Origin of the sequence: Pseudomonas lactis (assembly GCF_001439845.1) — a bacterium.
Classification (GTDB): domain Bacteria; phylum Pseudomonadota; class Gammaproteobacteria; order Pseudomonadales; family Pseudomonadaceae; genus Aquipseudomonas; species Aquipseudomonas lactis.
This window is the reverse complement of the sequence record NZ_JYLO01000007.1, coordinates 132188-150891: the sequence shown is the minus strand read 5'-3', so window position 1 is coordinate 150891 and position 18704 is coordinate 132188. Positions and strand designations below refer to the sequence as shown.

Below are 18704 nucleotides of genomic sequence, written 5' to 3'. Positions count from 1 at the left end.
CCGATGATTTAAGCCAGGCCATAACAACAAGGAGGCCCCCGTGAGCGTAATCAGTAAATCCATTCTCCTCGTCGACGACGACCAGGAAATCCGCGAATTGCTGCAAACCTACCTCAGTCGCGCCGGCTTCCAGGTCCGTGGCGTGTCCGATGGCGCGGGGTTCCGCCAGGCCATGAACGAGGCACCGTGCGACCTGGTCATCCTCGATGTGATGTTGCCGGACGAAGACGGCTTCAGCCTGTGCCGCTGGATCCGCCAGCACCCGCGCCAGGCGCAGGTGCCGATCATCATGCTCACCGCCAGTTCCGACGAAGCCGACCGCGTGATCGGCCTGGAGCTGGGCGCCGATGACTATATCGGCAAGCCGTTCAGCCCCCGCGAGTTGCAGGCGCGTATCAAGGCACTGCTGCGCCGCTGCCAATTCGGCCAGGAGCGCAGCAGCGGCGGTGATGTGTGGGTGTTCGATGAATGGCGCCTGGATATGATCAGCCACCGCTTGTTTCATGTGGATGGTGAAGAGGTGATCCTCTCCGGTGCCGACTTCGCCTTGCTCAAGTTGTTTCTCGACCACCCGCAACAGATCCTCGACCGCGACACCATCGGCAACGCCACCCGTGGCCGCGACCTCATGCCCTTGGACCGTATCGTCGACATGGCCGTCAGCCGCTTGCGCCAGCGCCTGCGCGACACCGAGAAACCTCCGCGGCTGATCCGCACCGTGCGTGGCAGCGGCTATCAACTGGCAGCCAGCGTGGTTGCCGGCAATGCCCACTGAACCGCTGAACGAACGTCGCCGCCGCTTCCCGGTACCCCGCTCGCTGCTGGGGCGCATGTTACTCCTGACCTTGCTGGCGGTGCTGTTCGCCCAAGCGCTGTCCAGCGTGATCTGGGTGTCGCAACTGCGCGCCACCCAGCTTGAGGGCCTGGTCACCAGCGCCCGCAGCTTGGCGCATTCAATGACCGCCAGCGTGAGTTACTTCCGGTCGCTGCCGGTGGCCTATCGCCCGTTGGTGCTGGACCAATTGCGCAGCATGGGCGGCACGCGTTTTGTGGTGACCCTCAATGATCGCCCGCTGGACATGCAAATACTGCCCGAAACCCCGCGCAAGCAAGCGGTACTGGTGGCGGTGGATGAAGTGCTGCGCCAGACCCTGGGTGCCGACGTGCACATCTCGGTTGAGTTCGTCAGCGCCGAAGACCTGCGCATCTTCAATGCTGGCCTGAAGCTCGACGAACTGCCACGCTCCTGGGCCCATTACGCGCTGACCCTGGAACCGGTGAACCCGCCGGTGCTGGTCACCCAGATCCAACTGGCGCCCGGTGAATGGCTGTACATCGCCTCGCTGTTGCCCGAGCCCTACACCAGCCTGGAAGAGCAAGGCCTGCCGTCCCAGCAGGTGTGGTTTATCGTGCTCACCAGCGGTTTTCTGCTGCTGTTCATCGGCCTGCTGGTGCACTGGCAAAGCCGACCGCTCAAGCGCCTGGCGCGAGCGGCGCGGGACATGTCCCTGGGCGCCGATGTGGAGCCGGTGGCGGAAGGCGGCGGCAGTGAAGTGGTGGAAGTGGGCCGTGCGTTCAATGCCATGCGTGAACGCATCAGCCGTTACCTGACCGAGCGCAGCCAGTTGTTCAGCGCGATTTCCCATGACCTGCGCACGCCCATCACCCGCCTGCGCCTGCGCGTGGAATTGCTGGAAGACGAGAACCTGCAAAACAAATTCGGCCGTGACCTGGATGAACTGGAGTTGCTGGTCAAGGGCGCGCTGCAATGCGTGAAAGACACCGATATCCACGAAAACATCCAGCCGGTGGACCTCAACCACGTCCTCGAATGCCTGGTGGAGCCGTACCTGGCACCCCATGGCAATGGCCGAGTGACCCTCGATGGCACGGCGCTGTCAGCCTACCCAGGCAAGCCGCTGGCGCTCAAGCGTTGCATCGGCAACCTGATCGACAACGCGCTCAAGTACGGGCAGAACGCGCATTTGCATATCGAGGACGATGGCGTGCAGTTCATCCTGCATGTGGACGACGAAGGGCCTGGTGTGCCGCAGCAGCGACTGGAGCAAGTGTTTGAACCGCACTTTCGCCTGGCCGGCCAGCAGCAGGGTTACGGGTTGGGGTTGGGGATTGCGCGCAACATTGCCCACAGCCATGGGGGCGAAGTGAGTTTGCAGAACCTGCGCGAAGGCGGCCTGCGTGTCACCCTGCAACTCCCCCGCGGATTAGACTGAATATACGCAGGACTACTGTGGGAGCTGGCTTGCCTGCGATAGCCATAGGTATCTACACAACTGTGCAGTTCGCCGCAGCCACCGGTAACCACGATGCGAAGCGAGCCGCTCTTGATCTTGCTCTTGATCTGCTTGTGATCTTGATCTTAGGCGCCCCGTTAAACCACGCTGGCCGGAATTCGACAGGGATTTGGGGGGTAAACCGGCAGGGATGCCGGTTTAGCCGCCCCGCGCCATGGATGGCGCGTGGCGGCGGCCCCCCAAATCACTGGCGGATTACGGGCACACCGAGCCTGGGCGAGGTGCCGAGTGGTGGGGCAAGAGCGCTTTGCTTACTTTCGCGCTTTTCGAAAGTGAGCCGCCGTCAGGGCGGAACCCTAAGTGGCCGTTACCGCAGCAATGGATATGTACACAATCCAACTGTGTTGACTGTCAGGCCGCCTTCGCGAGCAAGCCCGCTCCCACAGTTGGATCGTGGGGCATTAGGTAGATAAGTGTCGGCTGCCAGGCCGCCATCGCAGGCAAGCCAGCTCCCACATTTTACTCCGCGTACATCAGATGCTTTGGCGCAACCGGGCCAGGTCGCGCAGCGGCGGCGCACCAAACAACCGGCTGTACTCCCGGCTGAACTGCGACGGGCTTTCATACCCCACCCGATACCCCGCCGCCGAAGCCTCCAGCCCTTCGGCGATCATCAGCCGCCGCGCTTCCTGCAAGCGCAGTTGCTTCTGGTATTGCAGCGGGCTCATGGCGGTGATCGCTTTGAACCGGTGGTGCAAGGTCGAGACGCTCAGGTTCACTTCCTTAGCCAGGTCGTCGATACGCAGCGGCTGTTCGTAGTTGCCATTCAACCAGGTGATTGCCTGGCTCACCCGATGGCTCTGGCTGTTAGCCACAGCAATTTCATACAGGCGATAACCCTGCGGGCCACGCAGCAAACGGTAGAGGATTTCACGGTTGATCAGCGGCGCGAGCATCGCGATGTCTTTAGGCGTGTCCAGCAAGCGGGTCAGGCGCAGCACCGCATCGAGCAGTGCGTGATCGATGCGGTCGACGTACATGCCTCGCGAGGTCGGGCGTGAGGGCACGCCCATCGGCCCGGCCTCTGCGATCAGCGCGGTGAGCTGCGCCGGGTCGATGTTGATGCGCACCGAGAGGTTCGGGTCCTCGGCGGTGGCGTCAATGATGCGGCCGGCCACCGGCATTGCCACCGAGAACACCAGGTAGTTGAGCGGGTCGTAGGCAAAGATCTCGTCGGCCAGGCGCACTTCCTTGCTGCCACTGGCGAGGATGCACAGCGCGGGTTCCACCAGCACCGGCATGAAATCCCGGGGCGCATTGTGGCGGTTCAGGTACAGCGAGGTAATCGCCGTGCCGTAGGAGCCGTCCTCCCAGGTATGGCGGTGCACGATACTGGCGAGCTCGGCGCGTTGTTTCTCCATCTCGGCATCGAGGGGAACGGGCTTGGATTCGGGCGACGGCATGGGGCGTCCTCTACACGCGGCTTTGATGGGCTCAGCTTAGCGGCGGCTTTTCAGAAAGTGTTACGTCGATTCTGCAGGATCCTTGCCTGATCCTGCGAGATAGCGTGAATCAGGCAAGTGCGCAGCCTGTCATCAGCCTGAAACATGAGGCCTGGGCCTGGAATAAATCCTGGGGCCGAACGTCCTCCCTACGCTTCTCGCAGGATTGTGCAAGAAGCCTGCAGGAATCGACTAACCGCGCCCACGCCCGCGCCGTTATCTTTGATCCTGTGGCAACACGCCCTCATTGTGCTTGCCGAGCATCACTTCTCAACGGGAGAGTCGAACATGTCCACCCCCATTCCCGCGAGCCATATGGCCTTTATCCGCGCCCGTAGCGGGTGCAGCACCGAACTCGGTGCACGCTTGAGCAGTTTGATCGAACCAGGTCGCCAGGCCCAGGGTTGCCTGCAATTCTCGTTGCAGCACTCCCAGGTCGACCCCGATGTGTGGCTGGTGTCCGGGTTCTGGAGCAGCGAGCAGGCCATGAGCGCCTACTTCAACTCTCCGGCCCTGATGATCTTCACCGAGCTGCTGAATGACATGGTCGTGCGTAGCATGGACTTCCAGACCTTCACCGACGCATCGGCGGCACAGGCCTACGGCGAGTACCTGCAACTGGCCGGTTAACGGTTAGAATGGCCGACTTTCCATTGGCCAGGACCTGCAACATGGCACGTAAACAATTTGCCCACCACGAAGCCGTTTCCGCCGTAGTACCGGGCGAAGGTGGCTACAGCGCCGCCGTCGCCGTCAAGGCACTGGATGGCATGGGCGCACCCAAGTTTCACAAGATCCTTGATGGGCAGACGTTCAAGACGGCTTCGGATGCCGATGATGCGGCGACGCTGCAACTTGAGCATCTGGTCGATGTGGATGCAGAAGGCCAACTGACCTGGGCGACTGCTGAACGCTGAGGCAGCACACCTAACCAATGTGGGAGCTGGCTTGCCTGCGATAGCGGTGTATCAGTCACTCTTGGGTTAACTGACCCACCGCTATTATCGCAGGCAAGCCAGCTCCCACAGTTTTGATTGCATTGCAGTCAGGGTTTTGTGGCGCCTGGGCGGTACATCTTGAACAGTGCTTGCGGCCCCAGCTGGAAATAATCCGCCGGGCCACCCCCGCGCAAAATCGGCTCGGCGGCAGCAGTGTCGTAGATCCCATCCTTGAGCAACCATTTGGCGATGTGCACCGCAACCACCTCGCCCAGCACCAGCCAGCTTGGCACCAACTGTTGGTCGGCACGTTGCAGTTGGATGATCTGCGTCACCTTGCACTCGAACGACACCGGGCTCTCGCCCACCCGTGGTACGCCAACGATTTTCGAAGCCACCGGCGTCAGCCCGGAGAGTTCGAATTCATTCACCTCGGGCGATACGGCCGCGCAGCTCTGGTTCATCTGCTCGGCCAGCGGGCGGGTGGCCAGGTTCCAGACGAATTCTCCGGTCTGTTCGATATTGTTCAGGCTGTCTTTACGCCCGACACTGGAAAACCCAATGATCGGCGGAATGTAGTTGAACGCATTGAAGAAGCTGTAGGGCGCCAGGTTCAGGCGGCCTTCGCGATCGTGCGAGGAGATCCAGCCAATCGGGCGTGGGCCGACGATGGCATTGAACGGGTCATGGGGCAGGCCGTGGCCGTTGGCGGGTTCGTAATAGTGGATGTCGTCAGGCATGGCCGGGGTTCCTGCTACGCGGTTTGGGAGGCGGTCATAGTGCAATTCATGGCGGTGAATTTCCATCGTACCGATGGATTTTTCATACATCGCCCACCTATTTTTCACAGCTTTCCCTTCAGTCTGCGCCCAAGGTCAATACCCCCTATAAGACTGAGCCTTGGAGCTATCTACTGCATGAACAAACTTCCTCAGATCACCCTGGCGTTCTGGGTCATGAAAATCTGCGCAACCACCTTGGGCGAAACCGCCGGGGACTTGCTGTCGATGACCTTGAACGTTGGATACGCCATCAGCTCCATGATCCTCATCAGCGTGTTCCTGGTGACCCTGGTGACGCAACTCTGGTCGAAAGCCTACAACCCGGTGCTGTACTGGATCGTGATTTTGTCTACCAGTACTGCGGGTACCACGATGTCCGACTTCATGGACCGCACGCTGGGGCTGGGCTACGCCACCGGGTCGATGATCCTGATCGTGATCCTGATGATCATCTTTGCATTGTGGCACCTCAGTGGTGACTCGCTGAACGTGAACAAGGTGCAGACCTTCCGAGGGGAGCTGTTTTACTGGATGGCGATCCTGTTCTCCAACACCTTGGGCACCGCATTGGGCGATTTCCTCGCGGACGATTCGGGGCTGGGCTTCGCCGGTGGCGCATTGTTGATCGGCTCGACCATCGCCGCGGTGGTGGTACTCAAGTACTTCACCCGCATCTCGTCGGTACTGTTGTTCTGGGTGGCGTTTGTACTGACACGGCCGTTTGGCGCGACCTTGGGGGATTTTCTGACCAAACCCCATGAAAAAGGCGGCTTGGATTTCGGCACCATCGGTTCATCCGCGGTATTGGCTGCGGTGCTGGTGGTGATGATTGCTGGCGCGTCGTATGCGCAGCGGCGCTATGGGCGCAATGAGGCCGCAGAGTTGTCCTAAGACTAAATGTGGGAGCGGGCTTGCTCGCGAAGGCGGTGGGTCAGTTGATACAACTTTGACTGATCCTCCGCTATCGCGGGCAAGCCCGCTCCCACATTTTTTAGTCGGTGGTGATGCGCGAGTGTTTACGCGTGTCCTTCATGGTCACGTAAACCATCAACGACACCGCGATACACGCGGTCACGTACCAGTAGTAGCCAGTTTCCATACCGATGCTCTTGAACCACAGCGCGATGTATTCAGCGGTACCGCCGAAGATCGACACGGTCAAGGCATACGGCAGGCCCACGCCCAGGGCGCGGATTTCGGTCGGGAACAGCTCGGCCTTCACCACGGCGTTGATCGAGGTGTAGCCGCTGACGATGATCAGCGCCGCCATGATCAGGAAGAACGCGCCCCACCAACTCTGGATGGTGTGCAGGGTGGTGAGGATTGGCACGGTGAACAGGGTGCCAAGCACGCCGAAGGCGATCAGGATCGGGCGGCGGCCGACTTTATCCGACAGCCCGCCGATGATCGGTTGCAGGCACATGAACAGAAACAGCGTCGCCGCCGAGATGGTGGTGGAGTCGGAGATGCTCATGCCGACCGTGTTCACCAGGTATTTCTGCATGTAGGTGGTGTAGGTGTAGAACGCCAGGGTGCCGCCCATGGTCAGGCCGACCACGGTCATCAGTTCCTTGGGGTGGCGCATCAAGGTGCGCATTGCGCTTTCCTTGGCTTTTTCTTTCTTGGTGAACGACTCGGTTTCTTCCATGCCACGACGCAGGTACAGCGCGACCACTGCACACAAGGCACCGATGGCGAACGGGATACGCCAGCCCCAGGCGTACAACTGCTCGGTGGTGAGCACCTGTTGCAGCACGATCAGCACCGCCAGCGCGATGAGCTGGCCAGAGATCAGGGTCACGTACTGGAAGCTGGAGTAGAAGCCGCGACGTTCCTTGGTGGCCATCTCACTCAGGTAAGTGGCAGAGGTGCCGTATTCGCCGCCGACCGACAGGCCCTGCAGCAGGCGGGCAAACACCAGCAGGATCGGCGCACCGATACCAATGACTTCATAGCCTGGGCTCAGGGCAATCAGCAGCGAGCCGAAGCACATCAGGTACACCGAGGCCATCAAGGCTTTTTTACGCCCGACTTTGTCGGCGTACAGGCCCATCAGCCAGCCACCGATCGGGCGCATCAGGAAGCCCACGGCGAAAATCGCGGCGGTGTTGAGCAGTTGGGCAGTGGTGTCGCCCTTGGGGAAGAAGGCTTTGGCAAAATACAGCGAGAAGGCGGCGTAGACGTACCAGTCGTACCATTCGACCATGTTGCCGACTGATCCGCTGAAAATCGATTTGATGCGGCTGGAGGTGGTGCGCTCCTGCGCTTTTGCGGCCGTCGATCCCAGAGGCACGGTGTTGGAGTTATCCATTGAAGGATCCTTCATCTAGTTGTTTTTATGGAGCGGCGCGTGCGCAGCCTGTTGGGGCTATAGCAGGAGCTGTGCCAGGTAGAGGAAGGCCCGGAATAGAAGGGTTGCGGGATTTTTTTGAGCGGAAAGTCGCTGATGGTTTTGGGGTGATGAGCGGAAATCCGCTTATGGCTGCCGACGCCATCGCAGGCAAGCCAGCTCCCACACCTGCTGTGTTCACAGACCAAAATGTGGGAGCGGGCTTGCCCGCGATGGCGATCCAAAGGTCGCTACACAAACATCTCCCTTACCAACCCATGCCGCTGCATCTTCTCATTGAAGGTACGGCGCGGCAGTTGCAGCTCGGCCAGCACCGCCTTGATATCGCCCTTGTGACGCGTCAAAGCGGCCTTCAGGCAGTGTGCCTCGAACGCCTCCTGCTGCGCCGCCAACGATTGCCCGGCTTCGATCCCTTGCGGTTCCGGCTCGTCCAGCCCCAACACCTGGCGCTCGGCGACGTTGGCCAGTTCGCGCACATTGCCCGGCCAGTCATGGCTGAGCAGGCGCCCCAGCTGTGGCCCACTCAAGGGCTCGACCTGGCGGCCCAGACGCTCGGCGGCGCTTTGCGCAAAATGCTCGTACAACAGCGGAATATCTTCGCGACGTTCACGCAAGGGCGGCAGGCGCAGTTGCGCGACGTTGAGCCGATAGGCCAGGTCTTCGCGAAAACGCCCGGCACGGGCCTCTTCCAGCAGGTCGGGCTTGGTGGCGGCGATGATGCGCAGGTCCACCTGGATACTCTGGTTGGAGCCCAGCCGCTCCAGCTTCTGCTCTTGCAACACACGTAGCAATTTCACTTGTTGGGCCAGGGGCATGCTTTCGATTTCATCCAGGAACAAGGTGCCGCCGTGGGCATATTCCAGCTTGCCGATACGTTTGCCCTGGGCGCCGGTGAAGGCGCCGCTTTCATGCCCGAACAGTTCGGCTTCGAACAACTGCTCGGGGATCGCCGCGCAATTGAGGGCCACGAAGGGCTTCTTGGCGCGTGGGCCGAAGTCATGCAGGCAGCGGGCGACCAGCTCCTTACCGCTGCCGGTCTCGCCACGAATCAGCACATTGACCGGTAAACTCGCCAGGTCCAGCACTTGGCGGCGCAAACTTTGCAGTCCCTTGGACACGCCCAGCAGGCTGGACTCCAACTGCGCACGATGATCGGCCTGTTGATGCAGGCGGCGGTTTTCCAGGATCAGGCCGCGCTTGTCCAGCGCCCGGCGCAGGCTGTTGAGCAAGGCGTCGGGGCTGAAGGGTTTTTCCAGGAAGTCGTAAGCCCCGTCGCGCATGGCTTCGACGGCCATCGGCACGTCGCCATGACCGGTGAGCAAAATCACCGGCAAATCGGCATCGCGGCGCTGCACCTCGGCCAACAACTCAAGACCGCTGAGCCCCGGCATGCGCACGTCGCTCAGAATCACCCCGGCAAAGTCCTTGGGCAGTTGCGCCAGGCACTCTTCGGCGCGGCTGAACAACTGCACGTCAAACCCCGACAGGCTCAGCCATTGCTCGACGGCCGTGCGAATACTGGCTTCGTCATCGACCACAATCACAGCGTTCAACATAGGTCTGGCGTCTCCAGGGCGATAGGCAGGGTCAAGGTGAAAGTCGCGCCATCGCCACGGTTAGCGGCACTCAGGCGTCCGCCCAGTTCATGCACGATAGCGTAGGACACCGCGAGTCCCAAGCCGAGTCCGTCGCCCACCGGCTTGGTGGTGAAAAACGGGTCGAACACACTGCCCAAGTGTTCTTCTGCAATCCCGCCGCCGCTGTCGCAGACGCTCAACTGCCACAGCTGCTGATCGGCGTGCAGGCGGATTTCCAGGCGCTTGCGCGGTTTGTCGGCCATGGCGTCCAGAGCGTTGCGCAACAGGTTGATCAGCACCTGTTCGAGGCGGATCGCGTCGCCACGTACCCAGGCCGGGCGGGTGAGGTCCAGCACCACACCGATGGCTTCGTCACGCAGGCGTGCGTCGAGCAGGTGCAAGGATTGGTCGACCACCGTCGCCAGGTCCAGCTTTTCGCGCAGGCCACTGGGACTCTTGCGCGCGAACGTCTTGAGGTGGCCGGTGAGCGCGGCCATGCGCGTGAGCATGTCATCCAGCGGTGTGAGGGCCTTGTAGGCATCGTCCACGCGACCATGGTCGAGCAGCAGCCGCAACGTCGCCAGTTGCATGCGCTGGGCGGTCAGTGGCTGGTTGATTTCATGGGCGAGGGCGGCTGACATCTGCCCCAGTGCCGCCAGCTTAGCCGACTGCACCAGACCATCCTGGGCGGTGCGCAACGCCTGGGTGCGTTCTTGGACCAATTGCTCCAGTTCTTCACGGCTGCGCTGGCGCAAGCGGGCCAGGCGCCAGCGCTGGCTGAGGAACAGCACCAAGAACACCAGTGCCAGCCACGAACCCGCAGCGGCAAGGCCCGCGTTGCGTTGATCTTCAAAGGCAAACTGGGGTTTGCGCAACAGGTGCAGGGTCCAGCCTTCGCGCTTGAGCGCCAGCGACTCCCAGATGTAATTGGCGTTGCCGTCGGGGCCGTTGACGCGGATCAAGTGGCTGTTTTCGTCAAAGCGTTGCAGGGGCTGGGTGTCCAGTGGCTGCAGTTGCTTTTTGTCGTATTGGCGGGTGGCCTTGAGTTCGGCCAGGTCATTTTCGGACAACGGCCGCAGGTTGCGATAACGCCAGCCCGGCTGGTTGGCGATAAACACGATGCCCCGCGCATCGCTGACCAACAGCAGGTCATTGCCCTGGGCCCATTCGCGTTCCAGCTCGGGGAACTCCAGCTTGACCACCATGGCGCCGAGGAACTGCTCGTGCTCATCCACGACCGCACTGGACAGGAAGTAACCCGGAATACCCGTGGTAACGCCCACTGCATAAAAGCGCCCGGTGCCCTGGCTCAAGGTCTGGCTGAAATACGGCCTGAACGCGTAATTGTGGCCGACATAACTGCTGGGCAGGTTCCAGTTGCTGGCGGCCACGGCCAGGCCGGTGCGGTCCATCAGTTCCAGGGTCGAAGACTGCGCAGCGCCGTTGATACGCTCCAGCTTGCGGTTGAGCCGGTCTTGCGTAGCGGCGTCCAGCGGGCCCTTCAAGGCGCTGATCATCTCCGAATCCAGCGCCAGCACGGCGGGCAGGGCGCGGTAGCGTTCGATCAGGGTGTGCAGCGAGTTGGCATACAGCGCGAGCTGCTGATTGGCACGGGCGGCGTCGTCCACCAAGGCCTGGCGTTCGGCATGGCGCGTGGCCAAGGCGGCGGCCAGCACCGCACCGGCGATGATCAACAGGGAATAGAAGGTCAGGCGCAGGGGGCGAGGGATCACGATCATACGATGATGAACAGGCACGGTAAGGGGCGAGCACCATAGCATGGGCGGCACATATCTTGTGGCCAAGGCGCTTGTGTGGGGGCTGGCAAGCCTGCGATGACGGCCTGCCAGCCGACGGCTATCTACCTGACGCCCCGCGATCCAACTGTGGGAGCTGGCTTGCCTGCGATGACGGCTTGCCAGCCGACGGCTATCTACCTGACACCCCACGATCGCAATGTGGGAGCGGGCTTGCTCGCGAAGGCGGCCTGACAGCCGACCGGGATGTGGGATCAGATTGAGTACATATCCGTTAGTTAGGTAACGGCCACTTAGGGTTCCGCCCTGACGGCGGCTCACTTTGCAAAAGCGGCAAAGTAAGCAAAACGCTCTTGCCCCACCACTCGGCACCTCGCCTAGGCTCGGTGTGCCCGAACGCAGGCTTGAATCCGTGGGCCGCCGCCACGCGCCATCCATGGCGCGGGGCGGCTAACCCGGCGTCCTGCCGGGTTACCCACGAATTCAAGCCTGCGTTCGGCCAGCGTGGTTTAACGGGGCGCCTGAGATCAAGATCAAAAGCAGATCAAGAGCAAGATCAGGAGCAGTCCCTTGCTTCAGGCATAAAAAAGGCGACTGGGCCATGGGGCTGCAGTCGCCTTTTTTCTTTTGGAGCAGGTGCTTACTGCACTTCTACCGCCAGGCTGTCACTGATCTTTTTCTGCCAGATGGCAGGACCGGTGATGTGGACGGACTCGCCTTTGCTGTCCACTGCAACGGTGACCGGCATGTCTTTGACGTCGAACTCGTAGATGGCTTCCATGCCTAGTTCGGCGAAGGCAACCACGCGCGACTTCTTGATGGCTTGGGCCACCAGGTAAGCGGCGCCGCCCACGGCCATCAGGTACACGGCCTTGTGGTCCTTGATCGCTTCGATGGCGGTCGGGCCGCGCTCGGATTTGCCGATCATGCCCAGCAGGCCGGTTTGCTCGAGGATCTGGCGGGTGAACTTGTCCATCCGCGTCGCGGTGGTCGGGCCAGCAGGGCCAACCACTTCTTCGCGCACCGGATCAACCGGGCCGACGTAGTAGATAAAGCGGCCCTTGAGGTCCACCGGCAAGGTTTCGCCCTTGTTCAGCATCTCGACCATGCGCTTGTGCGCCGCGTCGCGACCGGTGAGCATCTTGCCATTGAGCAGTACGGTTTCGCCCGGCTTCCAGCTCTGCACTTCTTCCGGGGTCAGGGTGTCGAGGTTGACGCGACGGGCCGATGGGCCGGCTTCCCAGACGATTTCCGGGTAGGCGTCCAGCGGTGGCGCTTCCAGCGACGCCGGGCCCGAGCCGTCGAGCACAAAGTGCGCGTGACGGGTGGCGGCGCAGTTAGGGATCATGCACACCGGCAGGGAGGCGGCGTGGGTCGGGTAGTCCATGATCTTTACGTCGAGCACCGTGGTCAGGCCACCCAGGCCCTGGGCGCCGATGCCCAGTTGGTTGACCTTCTCGAACAGCTCCAGGCGCATTTCTTCGATACGGTTCTGCGGGCCGCGCTTTTTCAGCTCGTGGATGTCGATGGACTCCATCAACACTTCCTTGGCCATTACCGCGGCTTTCTCGGCGGTGCCGCCGATGCCGATGCCGAGCATGCCCGGTGGGCACCAGCCGGCGCCCATGGTCGGAACGGTCTTGAGCACCCAGTCAACGATCGAGTCGGACGGGTTGAGCATGGCCATTTTCGACTTGTTCTCGGAACCGCCACCCTTGGCCGCCACGTCCACTTCCACGGTGTTGCCCGGGACGATGGAGTAGTGGATGACCGCTGGGGTGTTGTCCTTGGTGTTCTTGCGGGCACCGGCCGGGTCGGCGAGGATCGAGGCGCGCAGGACGTTTTCCGGCAGGTTGTAGGCGCGACGCACGCCTTCGTTGATCATGTCGTCCAGGCCCATGGTGGCGCCGTCCCAACGCACGTCCATACCCACGCGCACGAACACGGTGACGATACCGGTGTCCTGGCAGATCGGGCGGTGGCCGGTGGCACACATGCGCGAGTTGATCAGGATCTGGGCGATGGAGTCACGGGCCGCCGGCGATTCTTCGCGCAGGTAGGCTTCGTGCATGGCCTGGATGAAATCAACGGGGTGGTAGTAGGAAATGAATTGCAGGGCGTCGGCAACGCTCTGAATCAGGTCGTCTTGCTTGATCACGGTCATGAGTCGCGCTCCTCTATAAGGGAACATTCAATAAAGATGGCGTCAGTGTTGCATCGGTCGGCTGAAGCCATCTTTCCAAGGCACGCCAGAATGGTGCAGGCGCGACGCTAAAAAGGCGCGGCAGTATAACCCGGCACGGTGGCCGATACACCCGACTATGGTCACGAATGCCCGGCCCGGTTATCGGTAGGAGCGAGCTTGCTCGCGAAAAGCGTGAATCTGGTGGGTTTCATCGGGTTGTCCGCGTTATCGTTAGCGATCTTCGCGAGCAAGCTCGCTCCTACCTAGAGAGGTAACGGCGTTATGCCTGAACTCTACGTCGGCGAACGCCACTGGTCGGTCACCTCCGGCAGCAACCTGCTGGATGCCTTGAATCAGGCCGGCGTGGCCGTGCCCTTCAGTTGCCGGGCCGGCAGTTGCCATGCGTGCCTGGTGCGTTGCGAGGGTAAGGTCGACGACCAGCAGCCCGAAGCCCTCAGCCCGACGCAACGCCAGCAAGGTTGGCGCCTGGCGTGCCAGTGCCGGGTCAGTGCGGACCTGAAGGTCGAAGCGTTTGACCCCCAGCGCGATGGCCTGCCCGCCCAGGTGGTGGGCGCCGATTGGCTGAGTTCGACGGTACTGCGCCTGCGCCTGCAACCGGAACGTGCTCTGCGGTACAGCGCCGGGCAGCATCTGGTGCTGTGGGCGGGGCAGGTGGCGCGCCCTTATTCTCTGGCGAGCCTGCCTCAGGAGGAGCCGTACCTGGAGTTTCATATCGAGTGCCGCCAGCCTGGTGCATTCAGCGATGCCGCGCGACAGTTGAGGGTCGGTGAGCCTCTGCGCCTGGGCGAACTGCGGGGCGGAGCGCTGCACTATGATCCCGACTGGCAATCGCGGCCATTGTGGCTGCTGGCCTCCGGTACCGGCCTGGGGCCCTTATGGGGGGTGTTGCGCGAGGCACTGCGCCAGGATCACCAAGGCGAGATTCGCGTGATTCACCTCGCCCATGAGGCCGAGGCTCATTACCTGACTAAACCCCTGGCAGCCCTTGCCGCCCAGCATGGGAACCTGACCGTGGAGCTATGGACTGCGGCGCAGTTGCAGCCGGCATTGGCGCAACTGCGGCTTGTTTCCCGGCAAACCCTGGCCTTGCTCTGTGGGCACCCCGCCAGCGTCGAGGCGTTTTCCAAGCGCTTGTTTCTGGCGGGACTGCCGCGTAATCAATTGCTGGCGGATGTGTTTCTGTCCAGTCCTTCCAATTTATGAAAAGCCAGCTCCCACAGTAGACCGAATTGTCTGACCAGACACGGACTACTGTGGGAGCTGGCTTGCCTGCGATGAGGCCCTGAAATTCGACATATTGGCTTGCAGTGAAATGCAAAAAGCCCCGCCATTCACATGGCGGGGCTTTTGTTTTTCAGCCTGTCACTCAGACCTGCGGGTCGCCCACATGCAGGATCTTCATGCCATTGGTGCCACCGGTGGTGTGGTAGCTGTCGCCCTTGGTCAGGATGACCCAGTCGCCTTTTTCCACAACGCCGCGTTTAACCAGCTCGTCGATCGCCTTCTGGCTGACTTCGTTCGGTGCCAGCGAAGCCGGGTCGAACGGGATGGTGTACACGCCACGGAACATGGCCGCGCGGGCCTGGGCTTCGCGGTGTGGGGTGAACGCGTAGATCGGCACCGAGGAACGGATGCGCGACATGATCAACGGCGTGTAGCCACTTTCGGTCAAGGCGATGATGGCCTTGACACCCGGGAAGTGGTTGGCGGTGTACATGGCAGCCAGGGCGATGCTCTGGTCGCAGCTTTCGAAGACCTTGCCGATGCGGTGGCTGGAGGTCTTGCTGGTCGGGTGCTTTTCGGCACCGACGCAGATACGCGCCATGGCCTGCACGGCCTCCAGCGGGTACGGGCCGGCAGCACTTTCAGCCGAGAGCATCACGGCGTCGGTGTAGTCGAGCACGGCGTTGGCCACGTCGGACACTTCGGCACGGGTCGGCATCGGGTTCTGGATCATCGACTCCATCATCTGGGTCGCAACGATCACCGCTTTGTTGTGGCGGCGTGCGTGCAGGATGATCTTCTTCTGGATACCGATCAGCTCGGCGTCACCGATTTCCACGCCCAGGTCGCCACGGGCAACCATCACGGCATCGGAAGCCTTGATCAGGCCGTCGAGGGTTTCATCGTCGGCCACGGCTTCAGCGCGTTCGATCTTCGCCACCAGCCAGGCGGTACCGCCGGCTTCGTCGCGCAGTTTACGAGCGTATTCCATGTCGGCGGCGTCGCGCGGGAAGGACACGGCGAGGTAGTCCACTTCCATTTCGGCGGCGAGCTTGATGTCGGCCTTGTCTTTTTCAGTCAGGGCCGGCGCCGTCAGGCCACCACCGCGACGGTTGATGCCTTTGTGGTCGGACAGCGGGCCGCCGATGATCACGGTGCAGTTCAGTTCGGTCGGCGTGGCGGTGTCGACGCGCATCACCACACGGCCGTCGTCCAACAGCAGTTCGTCACCGACGCCGCAGTCCTTGACCAGGTCCGGGTAATCGATGCCCACCACGTCCTGGGTGCCTTCGGTCAGCGGGTGGCTGGTGGAGAAGGTGAACTTGTCACCTATCTTCAGCTCGATCCGCTTGTTGGTGAATTTGGCGATACGGATTTTCGGGCCTTGCAGGTCGCCCAAGAGTGCAACGAAGCGGCCATGCTTGGCGGCGAGGTCACGCACCAGCTTGGCGCGAGCCTTGTGCTCGTCCGGGGTGCCGTGGGAGAAGTTCAGACGGGCGACGTCCAAACCAGCCAGAATCAGCTGTTCGAGGACTTCCGGCGAGTTACTGGCCGGGCCAAGGGTGGCGACGATTTTGGTACGACGGACGGACATGCACGGACTCCTGAGTTCAAGCGCTGGGGAAGGCTACTATGCTCTTTCGTTGTAGTCATTGTTCGTTTGCACTACTTATCGACGATTGGCTTGTTTTGGCTGCGGTTGAATGGGCAAACGCCTTGAAGATTTTCGACCAGGGGTCGATACACTGCACAAGACAGGAGAACCCCATGCGAATTTTGCTCGTTGCTGCCCTGGCCGTCAGTGTTGTCGGCTGTACCCGCTGGTCGATGGACCACCATTTGAACAACGCTTACCGCGCCTATGGGGTCGGTGATTGCCAGCGTGTCACCCTGGAGTTGTCCCAGGTCGATCGCGAGAGCCGAACTCGCCGCTACGTGCAACCGGAGGTTTCGATGTTGCGTGGGCAGTGCCTGGAACGCCAGAAACTCTTTGTCGATGCCGCACAGACCTATCAGTTCATCATCGGCCACTACCCGTCGAGCGAGTACGCCTATCGAGCCCGTGCGCGGCTCGATACCTTGCAGCAACTGGGGCATCTGCCGGCTGCAGGCCTGGCAAAACCAAGGCCTGAGTCGTTGTAAGGGTATTTGTCGCTTCATGGCTGGCCTGTCGCCAGTCTTGCGCTATTCTTTGAATGTCTGTTTGTGCAGTACCCATTCGAACGGATGCAATGCCCGGATTCGGCAGCTGTTTGGTGACAAGCGGTAGCTGTTGTCACACCGAGATCCAGGGAGAGCGAGCGATTGCTTGTTCCGAATCACTGGCACGGCCAGATTTTTGGCTATTGGATGGCGACTTCACCATGTTTACCGAACGACGGATCGAGCGGCATCAACTGCCGTATTTTCTGCAGGTGTTCAATCGTATTACTGACAAGCCAATCGGCTATCTTGGAAATGTGTCTGAAAACGGTCTGATGCTGATCAGCTCGTTACCCATGATGACCGACGTGGATTTCGAGCTGCGCTTGAAAGTGCCGGTGGCGCAGGGCGAGTTCAAGGCAATTGACCTCACGGCAACCTGCTTGTGGAGCCATGAAGATGTCACCCCGCAGCATTACGACTCGGGGTTCAGCGTGCTTGAGGCGCCCGAAGAGTACCGGCACCTGATCAACGCGCTGTTGCAGTACTTCAGCTTTTATCCTTTGCAGGCCTCTGTCTGAATTATGCGTGGGGTCGTGGCCGTTTCCTGGGCGTGCCCCTGCGCAGTCATCCTCAGAATACCCCGGCCTTTTTCCACTCCAGATAGCGCGTGACCAGCCCGGCACCCAGCGCCGATGGCAAGGTATCCAGCACCGACAGGCCATGAGCACTCAAGCGATCATGGCGTTGGTTGCGGGTGTTGAGGTAATCGATCGTGCCGCTGTAAGCCAGCGCTTCGGGCAGTGTCTGCACAGGCGCCTGGCGTAGTTGGTCGAGGACCTCTTCCCTCAGGCTGGCCACCAATACCCGGTGATGCCTACTGATACGCTGGACGGCGGCCATCAAGGCTTCATCCTCCTCATCCCGCAGGTTGGTGACGATGATCACCAGTGCCCGGCGTTTTTGCCGTGCCAGCAATTGGCTGGCGGCAGCCTGGTAGTCGGCGGTTTTTCGCGTGGTCTGCAGGTCGTAGACCGCATTGAGCAACAGGTTCAATTGGCCACTGCCTTTGACCGGCTTCAGGTAGCGCGGCTGGTCGCTGGCGAACGTGCACAGCCCTACGGCATCGCCCTGGCGCAAGGCGACATAACTGAGCAGCAGGCAGGCGTTGAGGGCGTGGTCAAAATGGGGCAGTTCATCATCCTGGCTGCGCATGTGCTGGCCGCAATCGAGCATGAACACGATTTGCTGGTCGCGCTCATCCTGATATTCCCGGGCAATGGGCGTTCGTTGGCGGGCGGTGGCTTTCCAGTCGATCTGACGCAGGCTGTCGCCTTCACGAAACTCGCGCAGTTGGTGAAACTCCAGGCCCAATCCTCGCCGCTGATGTTGGCGCACGCCCAGTTGGCTCAGCCAGTTATCCACACCTCGCAACTGCGCACCGTATAAACGTGCGAAATCCGGGTAAACGCGGGTGGCATCGTGGGTAACGACCCAGCGTCGTGCAGACCACAGCCCCAGTGGGCTGGGCAGCAGCAGCTCGCAGCGACTGAAATGGAAGTGCCCGCGCCGCAAGGGGCGCACGCGATAGCCCAACTGAGCACGTTCACCGGGGCGTAGTTGAATGAATTGAGGCAGGTTCTCCACAGCCAAGCCATCGGGCACGTGATCGAACACCTGCACGGTCAGTGGTTGCGGGTAGTCGTGCTCCAGGCACAGGCGTATTTCTTCCCAGCGCCCCAGCGCCAGGCTACCGGGCAATGCCCTGTACACGCGGGCCGAAGGGCGGCGACGTAAGCGTGCAGCATCCAGCATCGCCAGCAGCAACAGGGCCAGCAGCAGGCCCCAGGCTACCGAATGCAAGGTGGCGGGCACTTTGAACTGCAACGCTGCCGAGGCGCCCAGCAAGATGTTCAAGCCGAGCAGAACGCCCAGCCAGGTCAGCAGCAGACGAGTCGGTTTCATGGCCGC

General features: G+C 61.4%; 16 protein-coding genes. 8 read left to right on the top strand and 8 right to left on the bottom strand.

Annotated features, from left to right (window positions below; genetic code table 11):
- The first annotated feature begins 40 nt into the window (after window positions 1-40).
- Both TX24_RS13245 and TX24_RS13240 read left to right on the top strand, forming a co-directional pair.
- On the top strand, window positions 41-775 hold the full coding sequence (locus tag TX24_RS13245) for a response regulator (RefSeq protein ID WP_003193918.1): 735 nt from the start codon (window positions 41-43) through the stop codon (window positions 773-775).
- A complete protein-coding gene (locus tag TX24_RS13240) occupies window positions 765-2234 on the top strand; it encodes an ATP-binding protein (RefSeq protein WP_003193917.1) in 1470 nt (489 codons plus the stop codon). Before TX24_RS13245 ends, TX24_RS13240 begins: the two co-directional genes overlap by 11 nt.
- A 554-nt stretch (window positions 2235-2788) precedes the next feature.
- On the opposite strand, the gene TX24_RS13235 is transcribed toward TX24_RS13240, so the two are convergent.
- On the bottom strand, window positions 2789-3718 hold the full coding sequence (locus TX24_RS13235; protein WP_003193916.1) for an AraC family transcriptional regulator: 930 nt from the start codon (window positions 3716-3718) through the stop codon (window positions 2789-2791).
- Window positions 3719-4045: 327 nt separating this feature from the next.
- Here TX24_RS13235 and TX24_RS13230 point away from each other — a divergent pair, with 327 nt between their 5' ends.
- A complete protein-coding gene (locus tag TX24_RS13230; RefSeq protein ID WP_003193915.1) occupies window positions 4046-4387 on the top strand; it encodes an antibiotic biosynthesis monooxygenase family protein in 342 nt (113 codons plus the stop codon).
- Between the two features lie 41 nt (window positions 4388-4428).
- The gene (locus tag TX24_RS13225) at window positions 4429-4674 is read left to right on the top strand and encodes a hypothetical protein (RefSeq protein WP_003193914.1); all 246 of its coding nucleotides are present in this window, start codon (window positions 4429-4431) and stop codon (window positions 4672-4674) included.
- Window positions 4675-4802: 128 nt separating this feature from the next.
- On the opposite strand, the gene TX24_RS13220 is transcribed toward TX24_RS13225, so the two are convergent.
- Window positions 4803-5435, bottom strand: coding sequence for a flavin reductase family protein (locus tag TX24_RS13220; RefSeq protein WP_003193913.1), 633 nt, complete (start codon window positions 5433-5435; stop codon window positions 4803-4805).
- A 177-nt stretch (window positions 5436-5612) separates the two neighbouring features.
- Between TX24_RS13220 and TX24_RS13215 the strand changes: the two genes are divergently transcribed.
- On the top strand, window positions 5613-6368 hold the full coding sequence (locus TX24_RS13215) for a COG4705 family protein (RefSeq protein WP_003193912.1): 756 nt from the start codon (window positions 5613-5615) through the stop codon (window positions 6366-6368).
- 100 nt (window positions 6369-6468) lie between these two features.
- On the opposite strand, the gene TX24_RS13210 is transcribed toward TX24_RS13215, so the two are convergent.
- The 4 genes from TX24_RS13210 to TX24_RS13195 all read right to left on the bottom strand — a co-directional run bounded on the left by TX24_RS13210 (window position 6469) and on the right by TX24_RS13195 (window position 13325).
- Window positions 6469-7788 carry an MFS transporter gene (locus TX24_RS13210; protein WP_003193911.1) on the bottom strand — a complete coding sequence of 440 codons (1320 nt, stop codon included), beginning with the start codon at window positions 7786-7788 and terminating at the stop codon, window positions 6469-6471.
- 269 nt (window positions 7789-8057) lie between these two features.
- A complete protein-coding gene (locus tag TX24_RS13205) occupies window positions 8058-9383 on the bottom strand; it encodes a sigma-54-dependent transcriptional regulator (protein ID WP_003193910.1) in 1326 nt (441 codons plus the stop codon).
- On the bottom strand, window positions 9377-11143 hold the full coding sequence (locus tag TX24_RS13200; protein ID WP_003193909.1) for an ATP-binding protein: 1767 nt from the start codon (window positions 11141-11143) through the stop codon (window positions 9377-9379). Before TX24_RS13200 ends, TX24_RS13205 begins: the two co-directional genes overlap by 7 nt.
- Window positions 11144-11801: 658 nt before the next feature.
- Entirely contained in the window at window positions 11802-13325 is a 1524-nt protein-coding gene (locus tag TX24_RS13195) for a fumarate hydratase (protein ID WP_003193907.1), read from the bottom strand.
- Between the two features lie 303 nt (window positions 13326-13628).
- Between TX24_RS13195 and TX24_RS13190 the strand changes: the two genes are divergently transcribed.
- Window positions 13629-14570: an iron-sulfur-binding ferredoxin reductase gene (locus tag TX24_RS13190; protein ID WP_057710488.1), complete on the top strand. Its 942-nt coding sequence runs from the start codon at window positions 13629-13631 to the stop codon at window positions 14568-14570.
- Window positions 14571-14733: 163 nt separating this feature from the next.
- Here the strand turns inward: TX24_RS13190 and pyk are convergent, their stop codons facing one another.
- Window positions 14734-16185: a pyruvate kinase gene (gene pyk / locus TX24_RS13185; protein ID WP_003193904.1), complete on the bottom strand. Its 1452-nt coding sequence runs from the start codon at window positions 16183-16185 to the stop codon at window positions 14734-14736.
- A 173-nt stretch (window positions 16186-16358) separates the two neighbouring features.
- On the opposite strand from pyk, the gene TX24_RS13180 reads away from it, so the two are divergent.
- A complete protein-coding gene (locus TX24_RS13180) occupies window positions 16359-16733 on the top strand; it encodes a tetratricopeptide repeat protein (protein WP_057710487.1) in 375 nt (124 codons plus the stop codon).
- 221 nt (window positions 16734-16954) lie between these two features.
- Window positions 16955-17314 (top strand): PilZ domain-containing protein, encoded by a 360-nt coding sequence (locus TX24_RS13175; protein WP_034134388.1) that lies wholly within the window; start codon window positions 16955-16957, stop codon window positions 17312-17314.
- Window positions 17315-17366: 52 nt separating this feature from the next.
- On the opposite strand, the gene TX24_RS13170 is transcribed toward TX24_RS13175, so the two are convergent.
- Entirely contained in the window at window positions 17367-18698 is a 1332-nt protein-coding gene (locus tag TX24_RS13170; RefSeq protein ID WP_057710486.1) for a DUF58 domain-containing protein, read from the bottom strand.
- Window positions 18699-18704 lie beyond the last annotated feature (6 nt).

Excerpts from the sequence above, each read along its gene's own strand:
- TX24_RS13240 (WP_003193917.1), top strand. The coding sequence starts at position 765 with ATGCCCACTGAACCGCTGAACGAACGTCGCCGCCGCTTCCCGGTACCC.
- TX24_RS13235 (WP_003193916.1), bottom strand. The coding sequence starts at position 3,718 with ATGCCGTCGCCCGAATCCAAGCCCGTTCCCCTCGATGCCGAGATGGAG.
- TX24_RS13230 (WP_003193915.1), top strand. The coding sequence starts at position 4,046 with ATGTCCACCCCCATTCCCGCGAGCCATATGGCCTTTATCCGCGCCCGT.
- TX24_RS13225 (WP_003193914.1), top strand. The coding sequence starts at position 4,429 with ATGGCACGTAAACAATTTGCCCACCACGAAGCCGTTTCCGCCGTAGTA.
- TX24_RS13220 (WP_003193913.1), bottom strand. The coding sequence starts at position 5,435 with ATGCCTGACGACATCCACTATTACGAACCCGCCAACGGCCACGGCCTG.
- TX24_RS13215 (WP_003193912.1), top strand. The coding sequence starts at position 5,613 with ATGAACAAACTTCCTCAGATCACCCTGGCGTTCTGGGTCATGAAAATC.
- TX24_RS13210 (WP_003193911.1), bottom strand. The coding sequence starts at position 7,788 with ATGGATAACTCCAACACCGTGCCTCTGGGATCGACGGCCGCAAAAGCG.
- TX24_RS13205 (WP_003193910.1), bottom strand. The coding sequence starts at position 9,383 with ATGTTGAACGCTGTGATTGTGGTCGATGACGAAGCCAGTATTCGCACG.
- TX24_RS13200 (WP_003193909.1), bottom strand. The coding sequence starts at position 11,143 with ATGATCGTGATCCCTCGCCCCCTGCGCCTGACCTTCTATTCCCTGTTG.
- TX24_RS13195 (WP_003193907.1), bottom strand. The coding sequence starts at position 13,325 with ATGACCGTGATCAAGCAAGACGACCTGATTCAGAGCGTTGCCGACGCC.
- TX24_RS13190 (WP_057710488.1), top strand. The coding sequence starts at position 13,629 with ATGCCTGAACTCTACGTCGGCGAACGCCACTGGTCGGTCACCTCCGGC.
- pyk (WP_003193904.1), bottom strand. The coding sequence starts at position 16,185 with ATGTCCGTCCGTCGTACCAAAATCGTCGCCACCCTTGGCCCGGCCAGT.
- TX24_RS13180 (WP_057710487.1), top strand. The coding sequence starts at position 16,359 with ATGCGAATTTTGCTCGTTGCTGCCCTGGCCGTCAGTGTTGTCGGCTGT.
- TX24_RS13175 (WP_034134388.1), top strand. The coding sequence starts at position 16,955 with ATGTTTACCGAACGACGGATCGAGCGGCATCAACTGCCGTATTTTCTG.
- TX24_RS13170 (WP_057710486.1), bottom strand. The coding sequence starts at position 18,698 with ATGAAACCGACTCGTCTGCTGCTGACCTGGCTGGGCGTTCTGCTCGGC.